General features: G+C 41.9%; 16 protein-coding genes. 10 read left to right on the top strand and 6 right to left on the bottom strand.

Annotation, left to right across the window (positions count from 1 at the left end; all coding sequences use genetic code 11):
* Window positions 1-149: 149 nt before the first annotated feature.
* Complete coding sequence (locus tag AC1DIV_RS13690) at window positions 150-1,502, bottom strand: hemolysin family protein (RefSeq protein ID WP_048678061.1); 1,353 nt, start codon at window positions 1,500-1,502, stop codon at window positions 150-152.
* A gap of 617 nt (window positions 1,503-2,119) precedes the next feature.
* Here AC1DIV_RS13690 and AC1DIV_RS13685 point away from each other — a divergent pair.
* The 4 genes from AC1DIV_RS13685 (at window position 2,120) to uptA (ending at window position 4,549) form a co-directional block, all read left to right on the top strand.
* Entirely contained in the window at window positions 2,120-2,692 is a 573-nt protein-coding gene (locus tag AC1DIV_RS13685; RefSeq protein WP_048678063.1) for a YitT family protein, read from the top strand.
* A gap of 94 nt (window positions 2,693-2,786) precedes the next feature.
* Window positions 2,787-3,500 carry a FixH family protein gene (locus AC1DIV_RS13680; protein WP_053534025.1) on the top strand — a complete coding sequence of 238 codons (714 nt, stop codon included), beginning with the start codon at window positions 2,787-2,789 and terminating at the stop codon, window positions 3,498-3,500.
* A gap of 92 nt (window positions 3,501-3,592) precedes the next feature.
* On the top strand, window positions 3,593-3,757 hold the full coding sequence (locus tag AC1DIV_RS13675) for a hypothetical protein (protein ID WP_156319568.1): 165 nt from the start codon (window positions 3,593-3,595) through the stop codon (window positions 3,755-3,757).
* A 162-nt stretch (window positions 3,758-3,919) separates the two neighbouring features.
* A complete protein-coding gene (gene uptA, locus AC1DIV_RS13670; RefSeq protein ID WP_340878461.1) occupies window positions 3,920-4,549 on the top strand; it encodes an undecaprenyl phosphate transporter UptA in 630 nt (209 codons plus the stop codon).
* Window positions 4,550-4,605: 56 nt separating this feature from the next.
* Here uptA and AC1DIV_RS13665 read toward each other — a convergent pair whose 3' ends face one another.
* The 4 genes from AC1DIV_RS13665 to AC1DIV_RS13650 all read right to left on the bottom strand — a co-directional run bounded on the left by AC1DIV_RS13665 (window position 4,606) and on the right by AC1DIV_RS13650 (window position 9,464).
* Window positions 4,606-5,937: a hemolysin family protein gene (locus tag AC1DIV_RS13665; protein WP_096339913.1), complete on the bottom strand. Its 1,332-nt coding sequence runs from the start codon at window positions 5,935-5,937 to the stop codon at window positions 4,606-4,608.
* 274 nt (window positions 5,938-6,211) lie between these two features.
* On the bottom strand, window positions 6,212-7,321 hold the full coding sequence (locus AC1DIV_RS13660) for a sensor histidine kinase (RefSeq protein WP_034314825.1): 1,110 nt from the start codon (window positions 7,319-7,321) through the stop codon (window positions 6,212-6,214).
* Between the two features lie 236 nt (window positions 7,322-7,557).
* Window positions 7,558-8,445, bottom strand: a complete 888-nt coding sequence (locus AC1DIV_RS13655) for a cation diffusion facilitator family transporter (protein WP_340875080.1) — start codon at window positions 8,443-8,445, stop codon at window positions 7,558-7,560.
* 494 nt (window positions 8,446-8,939) lie between these two features.
* Window positions 8,940-9,464, bottom strand: coding sequence for a universal stress protein (locus AC1DIV_RS13650; protein WP_340875082.1), 525 nt, complete (start codon window positions 9,462-9,464; stop codon window positions 8,940-8,942).
* 319 nt (window positions 9,465-9,783) lie between these two features.
* On the opposite strand from AC1DIV_RS13650, the gene AC1DIV_RS13645 reads away from it, so the two are divergent.
* A complete protein-coding gene (locus tag AC1DIV_RS13645; RefSeq protein ID WP_340875085.1) occupies window positions 9,784-11,781 on the top strand; it encodes a transglycosylase domain-containing protein in 1,998 nt (665 codons plus the stop codon).
* Window positions 11,782-11,971: 190 nt separating this feature from the next.
* Here AC1DIV_RS13645 and AC1DIV_RS13640 read toward each other — a convergent pair whose 3' ends face one another.
* Window positions 11,972-12,280 carry a hypothetical protein gene (locus tag AC1DIV_RS13640; RefSeq protein WP_034314818.1) on the bottom strand — a complete coding sequence of 103 codons (309 nt, stop codon included), beginning with the start codon at window positions 12,278-12,280 and terminating at the stop codon, window positions 11,972-11,974.
* Window positions 12,281-12,474: 194 nt separating this feature from the next.
* Between AC1DIV_RS13640 and iadA the strand changes: the two genes are divergently transcribed.
* The 5 genes from iadA (at window position 12,475) to lpdA (ending at window position 19,754) form a co-directional block, all read left to right on the top strand.
* On the top strand, window positions 12,475-13,650 hold the full coding sequence (gene iadA / locus AC1DIV_RS13635) for a beta-aspartyl-peptidase (RefSeq protein ID WP_340875087.1): 1,176 nt from the start codon (window positions 12,475-12,477) through the stop codon (window positions 13,648-13,650).
* 1,300 nt (window positions 13,651-14,950) lie between these two features.
* Window positions 14,951-16,063, top strand: coding sequence for a pyruvate dehydrogenase (acetyl-transferring) E1 component subunit alpha (pdhA, locus tag AC1DIV_RS13630; protein WP_340875090.1), 1,113 nt, complete (start codon window positions 14,951-14,953; stop codon window positions 16,061-16,063).
* The gene (locus AC1DIV_RS13625) at window positions 16,063-17,046 is read left to right on the top strand and encodes an alpha-ketoacid dehydrogenase subunit beta (RefSeq protein ID WP_340878463.1); all 984 of its coding nucleotides are present in this window, start codon (window positions 16,063-16,065) and stop codon (window positions 17,044-17,046) included. Before pdhA ends, AC1DIV_RS13625 begins: the two co-directional genes overlap by 1 nt.
* A gap of 26 nt (window positions 17,047-17,072) precedes the next feature.
* Window positions 17,073-18,329: a dihydrolipoamide acetyltransferase family protein gene (locus AC1DIV_RS13620; RefSeq protein WP_340875092.1), complete on the top strand. Its 1,257-nt coding sequence runs from the start codon at window positions 17,073-17,075 to the stop codon at window positions 18,327-18,329.
* On the top strand, window positions 18,330-19,754 hold the full coding sequence (gene lpdA / locus AC1DIV_RS13615; protein WP_072272527.1) for a dihydrolipoyl dehydrogenase: 1,425 nt from the start codon (window positions 18,330-18,332) through the stop codon (window positions 19,752-19,754).
* Window positions 19,755-20,007: the final 253 nt, after the last annotated feature.

The raw sequence follows: 20,007 nt of genomic DNA, 5'->3' as shown, positions 1-20,007 counted from the left end.
AGTATGAAACAATAAAGGTAGAACTATACTTCATGTAATCATCCAATGTTAAATGAAGCAGGTTTTATATAATATGTATTTATTTTATTTCATGTACCAGTTGAAAAAAATAACCCCCGCTCCTATTGTTTTAGGAACGGGGGTTATTATCATGAAACGATTTCGGTTTGTGATATGATCGGGAATTCTTTCACTTCGCTTACGACTTTTGCTTGTTTATATATTTCAATATAACGAATATGGTGATCTTCCATTTCCTTTATCCTGAAGTTATAGGGACCATAAGTCAGGATATCACCTTGTTTGGCCTCATAATCCTCGGTAAGGATCCATCCGCCCATCGTATCAATATCTTCATCATTGATATCCAATCCAAGTAAATCATTCACTTCACTGACTAATACCTTGGCATCGATGATGTAGTGATCTTCTTTTAATTTGCGGACATCGGGAACTTCATCCAGATCGAACTCATCGCGGATATCGCCAACGATTTCTTCAAGGATATCTTCAACGGTAACCAAACCTGACGTACCGCCGTATTCATCCATGAGGATGGCCATGTGGATCCGTTCCTTTTGCATTTTTAAAAGTAAATCGTGAATCGGGATACTGTCAATGACACGGATGATCGGACGAACATATCGGTCGATCGTTGACGCTGCCTGATTGTTTCTGTCTATCATTTCAGTGAATAGCTCTTTGATATTGACCATTCCGATAACATGATCCTTATCACCGTCAATGACAGGATATCGCGTAAAATTCTCTTCCGCCATTACGGTGAAAAACTGCTGGATTGTATCATCTTTGGATACCGTTGCAATTTCTGTACGTGGAACCATGATTTCTTTTGCGATCCGATCATCGAATTCAAAAATCTTATTCACATATTTAAACTCTGATTGGTTAATTTCGCCACTTTTGTAGCTTTCGGAAACAATGATTCGAAGCTCTTCTTCTGTATGAGCCAAATCATGTTCGGAAACCGCTTTTAATCCTAGCATTCTTGTAAGCGTCCTTGCAGAGCCATTCAGTACCCAGATGAATGGATACATGACTTTGTTAAAGGCAATTAAAGGTTTCGAAACCAATAATGTTACTTGCTCCGCTTTTTGAATCGCCAATGTTTTCGGTGCCAATTCTCCAACAACGACATGTATGAACGTAATGAAAGAAAAGGCAATTGCAACCGAGAGTGCATGTGAAGCTGAATTTGGAAGATTCAATTGATTCAAGAGTGGGTGCAAAATGTTTTCAACTGTCGGTTCTCCAAGGAATCCTAGCCCTAGAGCTGTAACGGTAATTCCGAGCTGACAAGTTGAGAGGTATTCATCCAGGTTGGAGATGACCTTCTTTGCTGAAATGGCATTCCTCGTTCCTTCTTCAATTAATTGATCGACCCTCGTGCTTCTCACTTTAACAATCGCAAACTCCGTAGCTACAAAAAATGCTGTTAAAGCAATTAAAATGGCAATAAGAACCAAGTTTATTATGTCCAAATAGTCTCCCTTAACTCGCCTTCGAGACGAATAAGGAGTACACCTCCTACATTTTTAAAATATACAAGTATATTTTTTTTGCCGTGCTGAATATTTTCGGGATTGCTTCAAAAAGGCGTGGCCATAGTTGTGCAGCCGTTTGAACTCCCATTTCTTTTAGTGATGAAGAGAATAATAGTATATGCCGATTAGCGATGCGTAGACGGGAAATAGAAGAATTTCTGTCTGAAGGAGTGCAGCCATTTTCCAAAAGGATGCACATATCCGTTACGCAAAGCAGCGCCCGTCCGTCAAAACGAACATTCTTTAATGCCCCATCAAATCACCTCAATCTAATTAATTTAAATACTTTCATTATAGAAAGAGTTAATCATTCAGTCAAACAGCTTACGGCACCTTAAATCCGGAAAATTGCTTGTAAAGGATCAGTTTGAGCTAATAATTAGCTGTTTTTGACTGTTTTCTCTACTTTATTGTAACATATTATAGAATATTCAGAAAACTGATGGCCGTTTCATAAAAAAATTGGTCCGTTTCATTATTTTTTTGATGGTACAAACATATTCTATAGAAACCAAGACAAGTTTTAAATGCAAGAATTAAAGGGGGTGGCAGCCATGAAAATCATGGAACGGATGGCAGCGATCATTGCCGGCAGCATGCTTGTAGGTGTGGGAATCAATTTTTTTCTGATACCTTATCATTTATTGGATGGCGGCATGATAGGGATTGGGCTGATTTTTCATTACTATATAGGACTTCCGACAGGACTGGGTGTGATTTTGAGCAGCATTCCATTATATATATATGCTTGGTACTTTGAAAAAAAATTATTCCTGAACAGCTTGCATGGCTTGCTTTTTTCCTCTTTATGCATCGATATTTTTTCCGACGCTGTCACAGGATGGAACCTTCCCATTTATGTAAGTGCGATAATCGGGGGAGGGTTGATTGGACTTGGCATCGGTTTAATGCTTCGGTATGGGACCTCTACAGGCGGAACCGATATGTTGGCACAGATCCTTTCCAGGAAAAGTGGACTCAATGTAGGTCTGCTGATTTTTTTCATTGATGGGTGTGTACTGCTTTGCGGATTGAGCGTTGTGGGGACTTCAATCTTTTTATATTCATTTTTAACGATCATCGCGGTAGCCATGCTGACTTCAGTCACCGTAATGCGAACTATTTGATTTAAAATTATGTATAAAAATCTGGAAAAAGGAAAGGATGGGCAATATGAAGAGGACAGAGTTTTAGTCTAATAAATAGTAAAGGGAAGTTCATATGAAAAAACTTTATATGTGTACTGCGTTGTTAGTTATGTTGGCAGGGTGTCAAGAGTCTGAAATGCCAGAGGATAAGGAAGTTAACAGTGCTGTTCCAGAATCGATGGATGCATCAATTGTCATTAAAGGGAAAGTGGAGCCTGGAAAAGAAGTCATTCTTGAAACGACAGTGAAACAGGGAAGCCAATTGGTGAATGAAGCTGATGAGGTGCTGTTTGAAGTGAGAAAGTCCGGACAGGATAAACGGGAAATGCTTGAAGCTAAGAATACTGGAAGTGGCATGTATCAAGTGATGCATACTTTTGAGGAACAAGGCAAATATATTGTAGTGTCCCATGTAACGGCTAAAGGCCTTCATGTAATGCCTGAAAAAGAAGTTGTCGTTCCAGGACATGAAAGTGAAGGTGCATCGGTTCATCCTAGTACGGATGTATCTATCGGGTTTCAAAGTAACCCTGTAAAGGCAGGAAACAGTTCGAACTTTGAAGCGACGGTTGAATTGAATGGGAAGCCACTGACAAATGCAGATGTGAATTTCGAGGTGTGGAAGGAAGGCAGCGAAGAGAGTCATTTCACCAAAGCTGAAGAAGATGGGAATGGAACATATCTAAATAAGGTATCTTTCGAAGAAGCGGGAACCTATAAGGTCCAGGTCCATGTTGAAAAAGACGAAGTACATGAACACCAACTGCAAACCATTCATGTCAATTGATTGTTTTTTGGATCGAATCGTTTAAACAGGTTTTATTACTTCGTTAAATGGGAAGTTAAAGGATAACGGTACAGCAGAAAAGGAGGGTAAGCATGAATAATCAAATAATCAACAAGTATAAAGATCTCGGGATTCATATTGAAAAAACGAAATCACGGCAGGAGATTTTCACTAATGTTTCACAAAATGATTCATCCTTACTCACTACCGCTGTTTTTTCTCAAATTTCCCAAAAAGGGGAGCTAAAAGAATATTGATGTAAACAGACCGGAGTACATAACAGCTGGTCTTTTTTTGTGCAATCCTGAATGTGGTGCATTGTGAAACTGGATATGAAAAATCGAATAGAACGTTATGAGCTGAATAGGATAGAAGGACAAACAATTTGAAATTAGCGGTAAGGGGAGTCCGATAGCATGATATCACAGCTTATTATGACGATATTGAATTGGTTTGCGGAAATGGGCTATATGGGGATTTTATTGGGGCTGATGGTTGAAATCATCCCGAGTGAGCTTGTTCTTGGATACGGTGGTTATGTGGTCGGCCTGGGGAAAATGAATTTTTGGGGAGCTGTTCTTGCCGGTGTGGCAGGCGGGACGATGGCACAATTATTTCTCTATTGGGCGGGGTATTACGGAGGAAGGCCCTTTCTCTTGAAATATGGAAAATATATTCTAATTAAAGAAAATCATATTGTACATGCTGAAGAGTGGTTTAAGCGGTATGGTGTGGGCGTGGTTTTTACGGCTCGATTCATTCCGGTTGTTCGCCATGCCATTTCCATCCCTGCCGGAATTGCGAGGATGTCCGTATGGAAGTTTATATTTTATACGGTTGCGGCTGTCATACCTTGGACCATATTGTTCCTGACCTTAGGAAGGATTCTCGGCGAGAATTGGCAGCAAATCCGGGAAATAACAGAACCTTATCTTACACCGGCTGCTGGTTTTTCCTTTACCCTCATCATGCTGTATATCTTATGGAAAAAAAAGAGCACACCTCCAATCGTAACGGTCAAAAAAATGGGACGGTTTCCCGATAAATGAACAAATCGTAAAAAACAGCCACGTAAAATAACCTTTTACGTGGCTGTTTTTGATCATTAACCTTGGGTAAGATCCTCTTCAAGAGGAAGATGTACGACCTTTTTTGTGACTTCGATGGAGCGGATGGCGTGATCTTCCATTTCAATCACTTTAAAGCAGAATCCGTCTTTTTCCATGATGTCCCCTACCTTCACATCATAGTTTTCCGTAAGGACCCATCCTCCTATCGTATCGACATCATCTTCTTCCAAGTGAATGCCAAGTAGATCATTCACTTCCTTTACAAGAAGTTTAGAGTCTAAAATATAATGTCCTTCTTTAATTTTCCTGATTGAGGCAACTTCATCGATATCGAATTCATCACGGATTTCCCCAACGATTTCCTCGAGGATATCCTCGACTGTGACAAGTCCGGAAGTTCCGCCGTATTCATCCATCAAAATAGCCATATGAATGCGTTCTTTTTGCATTTTTAACAGCAAATCGTGAATTGGTATATTTTCCATTACCCGAATGATCGGACGAGCGTAATTTTCAATCGCTTTGATATGGATTTCCCGGTTCTTGATAAGATCCGAAAAAACTTCCTTTAAGTTCACTAGGCCGATGACATGGTCTTTATCACCTTCGACAACAGGATATCGGGTGTATTTTTCCAATTTGGCCACATCGACGAATTCCTGTACCGTTTCATCCTTGGATATGGTCATGATTTCTGTCCGTGGAACCATGATTTCCTTGGCAACTCGATCATCGAATTCAAAGATGTTATTTACATATTTAAATTCCGACTGATTAATCTCCCCGCTTTTATAGCTATCTGACAGGATGAAACGCAATTCTTCTTCCGTATGGGCTATTTCGCTTTCGGATGCTGGCTTAAAGCCAAATAATCCGACAACGAATCGGGAAGAATGATTCAAGGCCCAGATGAAGGGAAAGGCTATCTTATGGAAAAAAATCAGCGGGCCGGCAATTGCCAAGGTCACTTGCTCAGCCTTTTGGATGGCAACCGTCTTTGGAGCCAATTCACCTACAACCACATTCAGGAACGTAATCAGGGAAAATGAAATGACAAATGTCAGAATGCTTGTAACTTCTTGTGGGATATTCAAGGCATTGAATAAGGGCCCAACCAATTTAAGGACGGTCGGTTGTCCTAGCCACCCCAGTCCAAGGGCAGTAACGGTAATTCCTAGCTGTGTCGCGGATAGGTATTCATCAAGATCGGATGTAACCTTCTTTGCCGCAATGGCTTTTTTGTTTCCTTCTTCAATCAGTTGATCGATCCTGGAGCTGCGAACCCTTATGATCGAAAATTCCGAAGCTACAAAAAAGGCTGTTAAAGCAATTAAAATAATGACAAATAAAAAACTTAATATGTCCAATTAGTGTGGGACTTTATTGAATCGTCAGATGTGCCGAACGATTTAATTATCCCAGTCACCTCCCAAAACCAATAATGAATGAAATGATATTAGTATATAAAATGTTAGATGGAAAAATAATTCGCTATCTTGTATGAAATCTGGTTTTTATTTTCAATCTATAGGATCATTCACCTCGATCAGTAGTGGAACCTTCCTATTAGTATAAGTAACTGGACGTCAATCAGTCAAAAATTTCACACTAAAAGCCTAAGGAAAAAAGGATATTTATCCATTATTTAGTTTTTAATTGTATGGAAAAGGTCGTTAGGAAATCGGTAGAGTGACAGGATAATGTTCCTTGATGCTTTAAAACGATTTCTTTACAGACGAATAATCCCAATCCCGTTCCTCTTTTTTTTGTGGTGATGAATGGCTCAAAAATATTCGGCAGGACGTCGTCAGGTATCTTCGGCCCATTATTCGATATATTTAAAGTAAGAATGCCGGGTGGCGATTCAGAGCCTGAAATGTAAATGGATGGGGAAGGCATCCCTGCAACCACATCAAGAGCATTTAATATAATATTTAGTAAAACCTGACGGAATTCTTCTTTAGAACCCGAAATTACGGCATCCTCGGCAATATTGCATGTAATGGAAGCATTAACTTCCAAAATGCTGGGATATAAAAATTCGATCACCTCATTCACAAGCTGAGCAATGGAAAATAGATCAGGTTGTGTTGTTGAAGTCTCCTTTTTGGAAATATTAAGAAATTGCGTGATCCGGTAATTGAGCTGATCCAATTCCTTTGAAATGATATCAAGGTACTTTATCTCAGGTTGTTCTGCCTGTAATAATTGTATGAATCCCATGATGGAAGTCAGTGGATTTCTGAATTCATGGACAAAGCTCGAGGTCATTTGGCCAAGGAGCGTCAAACGGTCTTTATGGTTTGGGCTTATGAATTGATAGCGTTCTTCAAGTTCCATCGTTTTCAATTCGGTATAATGGGATAATGCAAAATGAATGAGTTTATCGAAGTAAACGTTTACCCGTTTTATTAGAGCCGATATTTCTTCTTTGTGTGCTCCGGAATTCAAAATGTGCTCTATGATGACGGATCTCCCGATGGTTGCAGTGGAAAAGAAATTTTCCATATCCAATTGCTTAGTAACGCGATCAGCCGCAATTTTTTCCCCTACGACCTTCAGTACATCGTCTATGTCAGTATCCGATTTTCCAACCTGATCCATTAGCAAATTAAAAATATTTTCCACTTCTCCTTTAAAATACCCCAGATATCCGTCCGGTAAATGCAGCAACTCATCTTTCCATTTGGAAATGATACTGTTTTTTTGAGAAGATAAAAAGTGAATGGTCATTTCTCGATTAGATACCATTTTGCCCTCCATACTGTAGGAAAATGAATTTACTTTTGACCCAGAAAGTGCTTTATTTGAATAAAATTACAAAATATCAAAATAATTACAACTTGTTTTCATGATAACAGATTACTGTTCTTTTAACATGTGTCAATTGGATAAATATTCGGCAATCAATCAATAAATACCTTTTTTTGACACAGTTTTATTACAGTAATTACAGGAATAAATAACAAAAAAAGGTATCCGTAAAGTTAATGACGGTTACCTTTTTTATGAAATGCATATGGTTCGATGTGTACGATCACATGCTGGATATTATATTCCTTCAAAAGATTTTCTTCGATTCTAACTGTAATATCATGACCTTGAATGACGGTCAAAAGAGGGTTGACATGAACGGTAGTTTCGAGCAGGATTTCACTTCCGTGCATCCGGGCTTTAATTTCACTCATGTCTTTAACACCCTCTGTCAATATAATGGTTTGTCCGATCTTTTGCAGGAGCTGCTCGTCGAAACCATCGGTTAAAGAGATGGAAGCATCACGAAAGATATCCCAGGCCGTTTTGCATATGATGACCCCAACGACTGCTGCAGCTATCGCATCCAGCCAAGGGATTCCCACCTTAGTACCGATGATTCCAATGAAAGCACCAACACTGACAAGGGCATCGGAACGATTATCCTGAGCAACGGCATAGATGGAAGAGCTGTTGATTTTTTTACTTAATGTAAGGTTATAACGGTAGATTCCGTACATGAAGATTGCAGAGAATAGAGCGACATAACCGGTCAGCATACTGGGAACGGTTGTTGAATCTTGGTGAAAGAAGGATTCAATGGCACTGAATACAACCTGAAGGCCCACTGTGATCATGATGAAGGCAGCTACCAATGACGCTACGGTTTCCGCCCGTAAATGACCATATGAATGATTATCATCAGGAGGTCTCTTTGAAATTTTCAAACCAATCAAAACGGCTATGGAAGCGATGATGTCGGTCGTATTATTTAAACCATCAGCCCAAAGCCCTTTAGAATCACCGAAATAACCAAATGACAATTTAAGAGCAGACAAGAATATATAAGCGGCTATGCTTATGTAGGCGCCTTTTTCAGCTGATATCGAATGTTTATCCATGTCCATTCCCTCCCCAATGTAAATTAGGCTTAATAAAGATACCAAATCAAACCTTAGTGAGTCTACAGAAAAATTGTCATATTTAGCCATCTAACTTGGTTTTCAGCAGGTGTATTGAAAGTCTGTAAAGATGTTGGATAAACGAAATGATATTTACATGATGGTAAAATGTGAATTCGATGACATGTACAGTTTCTTTAATTCTCATTTAAAGAAACTAATAGTATATTCTAACCGTTGATCGAAAATTAAATACTTCCACAAGGGGAGCCTAAAGACTGAGAGTGAACGGTTCTGATTCAGGCATTTTGAACCTGATAGTCAGCACTGATGCAGGATGTGGTTTGGGCAACAATTAGCAACCCGGTGTCTTTCGGCTGCTCCGAATGTAATACTGAAAAAATCCTATTAACAAAAAGGCCGGATTCTATATGAATCCGGCCTTTTTCGGAGAATGTATGACTCGAACCAATAGGGAAAAACCCGCTCATTCTTCATTTTGCAATGAATACCGAACATGGTGCGTTTTTCGCAATGGAACTACTTGTACTGCCAAGGAAGAATTTTTCCAAACCGCTTTTATCGCTATTGCCGACAACGATAAGATCAGCTGAAGTTCTCGCTGCAAAGTCACATACGCTATCTGGCGCATATCCTTCCAATAGTTCGAATTTTCCCGTCACTTGACATTCACTTAATAATCTCAACGTATTACTTTCTGCGTTCTGAATACTATTCTCGAGGGGTGAAGGGGTGTCATTTACCTTTTGATTTCTTGGCTGGTCAACTTCAACAACAGGATGTGTCTGGACTGGATCCACATAAAATCCGGCAGAGGGCACGAACCCCGGCGCGGAGGCGTTACCGATGATACGCTGTTCAACCTTATCATTTAGGACATGAACTACGGTCAACTCAGCTTTTGGAAAGGCCTTTTTCAATGTTGCTCCATATTCGACGGCCCGTTTACTTTCTTCATTTCCATCAAAAGCGACGACAATATGTTTTAAGTCTTTCATTACTATCATCTCTCCCCTTTATAAGAACTTAATAGCGTTATACCCGCTTTTAAATGGCTTCACGCCTTTAATCGGTATATAGATTGCCTTTTACGGGTAAAGGATAGATACGAGCATAGTTAAAATGGTAGGATGAAAATGGTCCTTCAGTTAATTGGCATGCTCAGACGATGAAGGGTTATCATCTGTAAGGATGCCGATTCACGTGTAAAGTGCTACAAGAAAAGAGCGCCTTTTATTCAATCGACGAGTTTTCTTTAACAAAAAGGGTAAAATATTTTTAATGAAACATGTCGCAGATGGAAAAATGGGGGTACAAATGAGAGGGTTAGTGAAATTAGGTCTAATTATAATATTGGCGATTGCGGTTTTAGGCGCCGGTTCACTATTGTATTTCAAGCAGGGTGCTGATATAAGTCATCTTGAAAATAGTCTTCAGCAACCGACAGGGATCTATGATCTGGATGGGAATCTAGCCAGTACGATCACGGCAAATAAATCCGAGGGCGTTGCGATAGATGAAATACCGGAACATATGAAACAAGCGGTGGTTTCCATTGAGGATCACCGTTTTTATGAACATCACGGCATAGATTATCAAGGGATCATGCGGGCTTTGGTTAAAAATGCGAAGGCTGGAAGTGTTGTTGAAGGCGGGAGCACGCTCACCCAGCAGCTTGTGAAAATCACGATGCTGGAATCAGATCGAACACTGAAGAGAAAGATAGAAGAGTTTTTTCTAGCCCAGGAAGTTGAAAATCAATATACAAAAGATGAAATCCTGGAAATGTATTTGAATCAAGTTTATTTTGGCCATGGGGCATGGGGAATCAAAAAGGCTGCAAATATTTATTTTTCCAAAGAGGTCTCTGAATTGACCGTTGCCGAGGGAGCTTTGCTTGCGGGAGTCATTAACTTGCCATCCAAACTTGATCCATACAAGAATTTGGACGGTGCAGTGAAGCGGCGTGATTTGGTTCTTTCGCGAATGGCGGAACATGGTTATTTGACGAAAGATGAAGAAGCGGCCGCAAAAAAAGATTCGGTGACACTTCTTATGGGGGAGAAGGAAACCGATCCATTAAGAGGTAAGTATCCTTATTATGTCGATCATGTTTTATCGGAAGCATCGAGTAAATATGGAATTAAGCTTGAGGAGCTGCTTTCAAAGGGGTATAAAATTTACACGACCCTGGACCAGTCCATGCAGCAGGCTACAGAAACCGTGTATGAGAATCCAGCCAATTTTCCGGTTGGAACGAGTACAGAGGAACTGGTTCAAAGCGGGTCTGTCCTTCTTGATCCTGAAACGGGCGGCATAAAAGCACTTGTCGGCGGGAGAGGTGAACACCAATTCATGGGATATAACCGGGCAACCCAACTGACAAGGTCTCCTGGTTCATCCATTAAACCGCTTGTCGTTTACACGCCGGCTGTTGAAGAGGGATATGATATCACTGACCCTTTAAAGGATGAAAAAATGAGCTTCGGTGAATATGAGCCAACAAACCTGAGTGGTCAATATAAAGGAGAAGTCCCCATGTATGAAGCGGTGATGAATTCCTTGAATGTACCGACGGTTTGGCTATTGAATGAGATTGGCATCGATAGGGGGCTTGATTCACTTAAGCGGTTTGGGATTCCATATGACAAGGATGATCGAAACCTGTCTATCGCTTTAGGAGGGATGAAAAAAGGTGTGTCCCCGCTGCAGATGGCAGGAGCCTTTTCCGCTTTCGCCAACGAAGGGGAACGGATGGAAACCCACGCCATTGTAAGGATAGAAAATGCCGATGGAAAAGAGGTTGCCGCCTGGAAAGAGAAAAGCACCAAAGTGACCTCTGTAGGCGCCGTCGACAAAATGAATGCCATGCTGCTTGGAACAGTGGAATATGGCACAGCGAAAAACGCGGCTGTTTCCGGTTATGAAATAGCAGGTAAAACAGGATCTACACAAGTTCCCATCGAAGGAGTATCAGGGGTTAAAGATCAATGGTTCATCGGTTATTCACCTTCGCTGGTCGGTGCTGTTTGGGCGGGATATGATAAGACGGACGCAAAACATTATCTAACGACACACAGCAGTCAGGGAAGTGCACTCATCTTTCAAAAAATAATGTCGAAAGCCTTACAGAATCAAGCTGCTCAATCTTTTAAAGCTCAAGATATCGGTCCGCTTATAGCAGAACAACAGGCACTTATAGCTGAGCAACAGGAGAAGGAAGAAGAGGAGAAGAGGAGACAATATTGGATTGACAAAGGAAATGAAATACGGGAAGGCTTGAATAAATGGAGGGACTGGGAGGTTCCGTGGTGATTCCCAGGTACGGGAGCATGATCAAGCCTTTCTGAATCAAATCAACAAAAAAAGACTGTCAATCATTGACAGTCTTTCATCATTCTTAAAAAATGAGATTTGCTATTATGCCGATTACGACGATTGCGCCTATCACCATTAAAATGGTTCTCATATAAATACACCCTCTTCAAAAAGTAGTTGGAATCATTTAAATATTTACGGTTTGGTTCGATTGGAAACGAAATGCACTTTCATCATTTTCTTTACAAATAGCCTGTACTTTTTCAAGCATGGCGTGTACATTCTCGCCTTCAAGTATGACTTTCATGGTTGCACACTCTTGAAGAATGAGCACAAAGGATACGAAAGTCGAAAGTTTCTTGGCATCGACCAATTTATGGTTGCAGATAAAATATATATTTCCTTTAAATTCTTTTGTAACTTGATATAGGTTCATGATTTGTCGCATGGATAATCTTTTATTTGTTTGAATGTCAGAAGAAATCACTTTATTCATGTCGTTTACTCCTTTTGTTTTTATACTTTTGGAAAAGCATAATCAAGATGTCAATTCAGCTACAACGTTTAAAAATGAACAAGTATGTTTTGGACTTTTTTATGTAATTGTTAGCGGGTCATGTTGTATATTTACCCGAGTGAAAGATTTTGAAACCTATTTGAAAATTTCAATTTTTTAAGGGGGAACGAACAATGCTCACACTTATTAAAAATGGGGAGCTTTATGGTCCGGAATATATGGGCCAAAAAGATATCCTCTTGGTTGGAAAGCAAATTGGCTTCATTGAGGACAAGATTGATGTACCTGCCAATTTCGTTGAAATGATAGTGATTGATGCGAGTGGTCAAATTGTGGCTCCGGGTTTTATAGATGCTCACGTACATATTATCGGCGGAGGCGGGGAAGGGGGCTTTAAAACGAGGACACCTGAAATCCAATTAACAGATGCCACTTTAGCGGGTATAACGACATTGGTAGGGGTCATCGGCACAGATGGAACGACAAGGACGATGCCTGCACTTCTCGCTAAAGCGAAAGCGCTTGAAGAAGAAGGAATTAGCTGCTTCGTTCAGACTGGTTCGTATCAAGTTCCAGTCAAGACGTTAACCGGTAAGATCGAGGATGATTTGATTCTTGTGGATAAAATTATTGGTGTTGGCGAAATAGCCATTGCCGATCACCGTTCTTCGCAGCCGACTGCAGCCGAACTCGCTAAGCTGGCCTCGCAGGCACGTAATGGAGGTCTGTTATCAGGGAAAAGCGGTATAGTAAACATACATGTCGGCGACAGTCTAGATCATTTGCATGTAATTGAAGAAGTTGTCGAAACAACGGAAATTCCGATCACTCAGTTCTACCCTACACATATAAACCGAAATCCGCATTTATTCAATGCAGGGGTGGAATATGCAAAAAAGGGGGGGTATATAGATTTTACGACAAGTACAATCCAGAAATTCCTCGAAGAAGGAGAGGTCAAAGCAAGTACAGCAATTAAAATGGCTCTAGAAGAAGGCGTTGAAATCGGACAGATCACCATAACTTCAGATGGGCAAGCCAGCCTGCCTGACTTCGATGGAAGCGGCAACCTGCGTGGTTTGAACATTGGTACATGCATGTCCTTATATGAATGTGTTGTCGATGCGGTGCTCGAGGATGGAGTGACAATTGCCGATGCCCTACGAGTTGTGACGGAAAACCCGGCAAACATTTTAAAGCTTTCTGCAAAGGGAAAGCTTTCGGTAGGTAAGGACGCGGATATCATCATGATGAATCAACGAACTTTAGAAATAAATAGTGTTATCGCGATGGGGCAGATGATGGTCAAAGATGGCCATGCTGTCGTTAAAGGAACATTTGAAAAATAGACCTTTTCTACCTTTGGGTGCAATTCCCGTTGCGGGTCCTACCCCATCCTGAAATGCAAAAAGGGTAACATTGATCTAATTTCGGATCCCTGAAAGAGGGTATGTGTAATGATTTTTTTCAACTTCATACACTCGACTTCCGCGGGCGGGCGGGAGCCTCCTCGGCGCGCCTGCGGGCTCTCCCTTGACGCGCTTTTCCCGCAGGAGTCTCGTACCTTCCGTTGCAATCACCTTTGTTTTAATTAGATAGAGCCCTTTTGTTTACAAAACTAGATAATAATTGTTTGCCGACAGCTTTTTCGTGGGTTTGTAAAATGGGAACGTTGATTTCAACTTCATGCACTCGCTTTCCGCGGGCGGGCGGGAGCCTCCTCGGCGCGCCTGCGGGGTCTCCTATGCCACGCTTTTCCCGCAGGAGTCTCGCGCCTTCCGTTCCAATCACCTTTGTGTTATTTAAAAAAAATGCTGGCTCGTCTTATTCCGAACCATGTTTAATTGACTAGTTTATCCTTCATGTTTTTTCTTGTACTCCTTAATGGATGGAAGAAATTTGCGACACTCCTGCCGAAAAACTGGCTAGCCGAGACCCCACAGACGCTTGCGTCGAGGAGGCTTGGCAGCCAGTCGGCGGAAAGGGAGCGGGTTTCTGAAATCATAAGCAATGTTTTCTAGAAAAAACTGCAGGCTGGTCTATTCCGAACCAAGTTTTAGACTAGTTTATCCTTTAAGTTTTTCACCTGTAATCCTCATTGGATGGAAGAAATATGCGACACTCCTGCCGAAAAACTGGCTAGCCGAGGCCCCGCAGGCGCTTGCTTTGATGTGGCTTGGCAGGCAGTCGGCGGAAAGGGATGCGGATTTCTGAAATTAACTGTCTGTTGAAAAAAACGTAGGCAACTGATTTCTTGGAGTTTTTATACAGCCTAAGACCCATATATTATATAATGGGTCTTTTTTGTGCTGGATACTTTTGGGATGAAGGTTCTAAATCTGTCGGGAGCATATCACATTTTGAAGGTAATCATTATGAAATTTCCCATTAAAGGCTCTCATTTTCAAAATGAAGGTGAAGTATCAGAAAACATCTTCTAAATAAAGGTAATATGTAAAAAATTCATTCTATTTAACATATTATTAAAAACATGGATGTATTATCCTTTTATATAAGGAAATGTAGTTTATGAAACAGCATTTAATCACAGACAGAAAGATTAATAAAAACATTTTGGGCTGTTATTTCATGACTGTTCAAAACCTAGGTAAGTTTGCGAAACAAATCTATCTTAAGGGGAGAAATGAAATGGAAAAGACGGGAAACCCAATAATGAAAGCGCATTCAAGCGGAGTTGAGCCGGAAATGTTTCGTGTATTGACTTCTGATGGGGAAATCATTGAAGCGATTGATGGAAAAATCGATAAATCACTTATGTTAAAGATGTATGAGAGCATGCTCCTGCTCAGAACATTTGACCGAAAATCAATTAATCTCCAGCGCCAAGGCAGGATCGGGACTTATGCACCTTTCGAAGGGCAGGAAGCGTCCCAAGCAGGAAGCGCTTTGGCATTGTCGGCAGGGGACTGGATGTTTCCCACATACCGTGATCATGGAGCGGCAATCATTCATGGACAGGAATTATACCGTGTTTTCCTATACTGGATGGCGCATTTTGATGGTTCGATTTGTCCAGAAGGAAAAAGGATATTGCCTCCAAGTGTTCCAATTGCCACTCAAATGGTTCATGCAGTTGGAACGGCTTGGGCAAGTAAGCTTAAAGGCGAAAAGAATGTTAGCATCGCCTATTTTGGCGATGGAGCGACTTCTGAAGGGGACTTTCATGAAGCACTGAATTTTGCCGGCGTTTATAAAACCCCGACAATCTTTTTCTGCCAAAATAATGGCTACGCAATCAGTGTCCCTTTTGAAAAGCAATCGGCATCAAAAACAATATCCCAGCGTGCTGCTGCTTATGACATCCATGGGGTGCGGGTGGATGGGAATGATATTTTTGCCGTATGGATGACTGTAAAGGAGGCTGTCGAAAGAGCGCTTAAAGGGGAAGGGCCTACATTAATCGAAGCCATTACCTTTCGCTATGGCGCCCATACTACTGCAGACAATCCGAACATATATCGCGATCAGGACGAAATTTCAACGTTCTGGAGGGAAAACCGCGATCCCATTACACGCCTTAGAAAGTATTTGAATAAAGAGGGTCATTGGAATGAAGAGCAGGAAGAATTGGTGTTAAAGCAATTCAACGAACTGATCGATGCCCACCTTAAAAAGGCCGAAGCGTATCCGAAATCCGACCCGCTCGAAATGTTTAACCATGTATATGCAGAGGAGACATGGCATCTTAAGGAACAGAAGCAGGAATTGAACCAAATCTTAAGGAAAGGCGGGAAGAAATGATGGGCAAAAATTTAACGATGCTCCAGGCTATTACGGAAGCGCTGGACCAAATGCTGGGTCATGATGATCGCGTGATGATCTTGGGTGAGGATATTGGCGTGAATGGCGGGGTTTTTCGAGCGACGGAAGGACTTTATGAGAAGTATGGAAAAGATCGAGTTGTGGATACGCCATTAGCTGAATCCGGAATCATCGGCTCTGCCATTGGTTTGGCTCTTAACGGAATGCTGCCCATAGTGGAGATCCAGTTTCTCGCCTTTATTTATCCGGGGTTCGAGCAGCTCGTTTCCCATGCTGCCCGTATGAGGTATCGTACTCGTGGGCAATTTGGGGTGCCCATCGTAATCCGTACGCCATATGGTGCCGGAATCAGGGGTCCTGAACTTCATTCCGAAAGTGTCGAAACCTTCTTTGCCCATACTCCGGGTTTAAAGGTGGTTGCACCCAGTAATCCATATGACGCAAAAGGGCTGCTCATTTCAGCGCTCGAAGATCCAGATCCAGTGATTTTTTTGGAACCGACTAAATTGTATCGGGCTTTTAAGGAAGAAGTTCCAGACGAAAGGTACCGAATACCAATCGGTCAAGCAAAAGTGGTCCAGGAGGGAAGCGACCTGACCATTTTTGCATGGGGGGCCATGTTAAGGGAGGCATTGAATGCCGCGAAAAAGATTGAAGCAGAAAAAGGCTGGAAGTGTGAAGTGGTCGATCTTAGAACTTTATACCCTTTAGATAGGGATTCGATCGTGCAATCCATTAAAAAGACAGGTCGTGCATTAATCGTCCATGAAGCCCACAAGACTGCCGGTCTAGGTGCGGAGATTATCTCCATCATTAATGATGAAGCTCTTATTTACCTGAAAGCGCCGATTAAGCGTGTAACAGGATTTGATGTACCGGTTCCGCCGTTTACAATAGAAGATCATTATTTACCGACTGTTGAACGTGTAAAAAAAGGAATTGTCGAAACGATATCATTTTAATGATTAAGGGAGAAGGAGGATGACGCATGATGGAATTTAAACTTCCTGATGTAGGGGAAGGGATGCATGAAGGGGAAATTATCCAATGGCTCATCAAGGAAGGGGATGCGGTAAAACAGGACCAACCCATTGTTGAGGTGCAAACGGATAAAGTCAATGCGGAATTGACAGCTCCGGCAGCGGGAGTGGTTAAGAAAATATTTTTTTCCGTAGGGGATATCGTGGAAGTGGGAACCACTATATTCACAATTCAGGAAGAGAACGATGTGTCAGTTCCGGATACTGGCATTAGTGAAGAAGAAAACCAAGTCGGGCAATCCGGTGATGTAAATGTCAATGCGCAGCATATTACGACTAAACATCATCATCAGGCAGTGCGTGCGCTGGCAACACCATTCGTGCGTCAAATGGCCAGGGAAATGAAGATTGATATCGAGAAGGTTAAAGGCTCCGGTCCGGCTGGGCGAATTACCGAAAGTGACTTGAAGCAGTTTAAAGAGAATGATTCATTTACACGGGAAAAGGCCAAACAGCATGATAACAAGACGGGTCAAGAGATGGCCCCGATAATGGGAAATGAGCGGGAAGAGCGGATTCCGCTTAAAGGCATTCGTAAAAAAATCGCTGAACATATGGTGAAGTCAGTTTCGACCATTCCTCATGTAACCCATGTAGATGAATTGGAAATGGACCGATTGAAGGAATTTAAAAATCAATTAAAGGAGTATTCAGATGATAAGGATATAAAATTGACTTTTTTGCCTTTTTTCGTTAAGGCCATTGTCATCGCCTTAAAGGAGTTCAAAACACTAAACGCTTCAATTGATGAAAGGACCAATGAAATCATCCTGAAAAATTATTATCATATTGGAATTGCGACGAATACAAACGAGGGTCTCATTGTTCCAGTGATCAAACATGCCGATCAAAAAACCATTTTCCAACTGGCTGATGAAATCAGGCAATTGGCAGCTCAAGCCCGTGAAGGAAAGTTGAGTATTGATCAAATCACAGGCAGTACATTTACCATTAGCAATGTAGGACCTATCGGAGGGATGCACGCTACCCCGATCATTAACTATCCGGAAGCGGCCATATTAGCTTTGCATAAAATGGAACATCGAATGGTCGTTCGCGATTTGGAAGGTGTTATCCGGTTAATGATGAATATGTCTCTTTCTTTCGATCATCGTTTGATTGATGGGGTAACAGCGGTGCAATTCACCAATAAAATCAAGGAATTGCTGGAAAATCCAATTCGTTTAGTTGTGGAGATGAGATAAATGGTAGTAGGGGAAGTTGCTGTTGAGACGGATGTTGTCATCATGGGAGGAGGTCCGGGAGGATATGCTGCGGCTATCCGTCTCGGCCAGTTAGGAAAATCGGTCGTGCTGATTGAAAAGGATAAGCTGGGCGGGGTTTGCCTTAATCGGGGCTGTATACCTTCAAAAGCATTGATTCACGCAGCTGATCGATATCATGGGCTTAACGATTTAGGGAAAATGGGGATCCGGCTACCTCAGGAAGGAACCACTATGGACTTGGGAGTTTGGCAGGATTGGAAAGCGGGCATCACATCCCAGTTGGGGCAAGGTATTGCCCATTTGTGTAAGGAAAACGGAGTGACGGTGGTTAAAGGCCAAGCAACTTTTTTATCTGATGACCGCATTGGGGTTGAAACCGATGGCGATTTTGAAACCTACAAGTTTGAACAGGCAATTATTGCGACGGGGTCCAGGCCTTTCATTCCATCCTTCATTAAAGTCGATGGAGAATATATATTGGATTCAACATCATCTTTGCAGCTGAAGGAAGTTCCAGCAAGCTTGTCGATCATTGGCGGAGGATATATCGGAATCGAGCTGGGTATGGCATTTGCAAAGCTGGGTACTAAAGTGACCATCATTGAGATGGACAATCGCATACTCCCCCACGTTGCTGAAAACCTGGTAAAGGAAGTCACCCGGAATGCCAAGAAGCTTGGGATCAATATCAAAACATCCTCTAGGGTAGAGAAAGCGAGTGTAGTGGATGGTCAAGTGCATCTTCTTGTTTCCTCGGAAGAACAGGGGACGGAAGCCGTCGTGAGCGAAAAGTCACTGGTTACAATTGGCAGGATCCCCAACACTGAAGAAATTGGCCTGAATCGGGCTGGAGTGACGGTTGGCGAGAAAGGCCATATAGCAGTGGATATGGAATGCCGTACAAATGTACCGCACATCTTTGCCATCGGTGATACTACGCCTGGTCCGGCTCTTGCCCATCGAGCGTCCAAACAGGGAATCGTGGCAGCTGAAGTGATAGCGGGGCTGCCAAGTGCCGTTGACTCGCCTTATGTTCCCTATGTAATCTTTTCGGAACCACAAATAGCTGGTGTTGGTTTAAGCCGTGAAGAAGCTGAACAACAGGGATACAGCGTCAAGGTTGGCAAATTTCCGTTCAGTGCCAACGGAAGGGCGTTAGCAACGAATGAAACGGAGGGATTTGCCGAAGTGATCGTGGATGCCGATAGCCATATATTGCTCGGAATGCATATGGTAGGTGCTGATGCTTCCAACCTTATAGGTGAAGGGGTCCTTGCCCTTGAGCTGGCGGCTCGGGTCGAAGATATAGCCCTCAGCATGCATCCTCATCCGACCTTGACCGAGGGGTGGCTGGAAGCGGCTGAGGCAGTTTTGGGACATGCAATTCACATCGTAAATAAATAGGAAAAGGTAAAGTAATGGGGATTACCAATGTAGTCCCCGATTAGAATGTTTTATCTTAATGGAGTCAAAAACCTGGTAATTGTCCCCGAAAGGCAAGGCTATCAGTAAATTCACTCCATTTCGAAAATCCGTCCCGGCGTTTGACGAAACAGGGGCCGTATTGGCCTGCAATGATTCCCTCTTGTAAAACCATCGGCATATTGATATCATTTTTACTTTGGGGAAGTATAGAGTTTTCAATAAGGCTTTGGAT

It is taken from the genome of Peribacillus sp. 05N428, assembly GCF_056397085.1.
The sequence above is the reverse complement of the archived record's forward strand: the minus strand, read 5'-3'. Positions and strand labels throughout refer to the sequence as shown.

What these genes read in the sequence shown, in the direction of transcription:
- AC1DIV_RS13680 (WP_053534025.1), top strand. Translation starts at nt 2,787, where the DNA reads ATGAAAAAACTTTATATGTGTACTGCGTTGTTAGTTATGTTGGCAGGG.
- AC1DIV_RS13655 (WP_340875080.1), bottom strand. Translation starts at nt 8,445, where the DNA reads ATGGATAAACATTCGATATCAGCTGAAAAAGGCGCCTACATAAGCATA.
- AC1DIV_RS13620 (WP_340875092.1), top strand. Translation starts at nt 17,073, where the DNA reads ATGATGGAATTTAAACTTCCTGATGTAGGGGAAGGGATGCATGAAGGG.
- lpdA (WP_072272527.1), top strand. Translation starts at nt 18,330, where the DNA reads ATGGTAGTAGGGGAAGTTGCTGTTGAGACGGATGTTGTCATCATGGGA.
- AC1DIV_RS13675 (WP_156319568.1), top strand. Translation starts at nt 3,593, where the DNA reads ATGAATAATCAAATAATCAACAAGTATAAAGATCTCGGGATTCATATT.
- AC1DIV_RS13645 (WP_340875085.1), top strand. Translation starts at nt 9,784, where the DNA reads ATGAGAGGGTTAGTGAAATTAGGTCTAATTATAATATTGGCGATTGCG.
- iadA (WP_340875087.1), top strand. Translation starts at nt 12,475, where the DNA reads ATGCTCACACTTATTAAAAATGGGGAGCTTTATGGTCCGGAATATATG.
- AC1DIV_RS13625 (WP_340878463.1), top strand. Translation starts at nt 16,063, where the DNA reads ATGGGCAAAAATTTAACGATGCTCCAGGCTATTACGGAAGCGCTGGAC.
- AC1DIV_RS13660 (WP_034314825.1), bottom strand. Translation starts at nt 7,321, where the DNA reads ATGGTATCTAATCGAGAAATGACCATTCACTTTTTATCTTCTCAAAAA.
- AC1DIV_RS13640 (WP_034314818.1), bottom strand. Translation starts at nt 12,280, where the DNA reads ATGAATAAAGTGATTTCTTCTGACATTCAAACAAATAAAAGATTATCC.
- pdhA (WP_340875090.1), top strand. Translation starts at nt 14,951, where the DNA reads ATGGAAAAGACGGGAAACCCAATAATGAAAGCGCATTCAAGCGGAGTT.
- AC1DIV_RS13685 (WP_048678063.1), top strand. Translation starts at nt 2,120, where the DNA reads ATGAAAATCATGGAACGGATGGCAGCGATCATTGCCGGCAGCATGCTT.
- AC1DIV_RS13650 (WP_340875082.1), bottom strand. Translation starts at nt 9,464, where the DNA reads ATGAAAGACTTAAAACATATTGTCGTCGCTTTTGATGGAAATGAAGAA.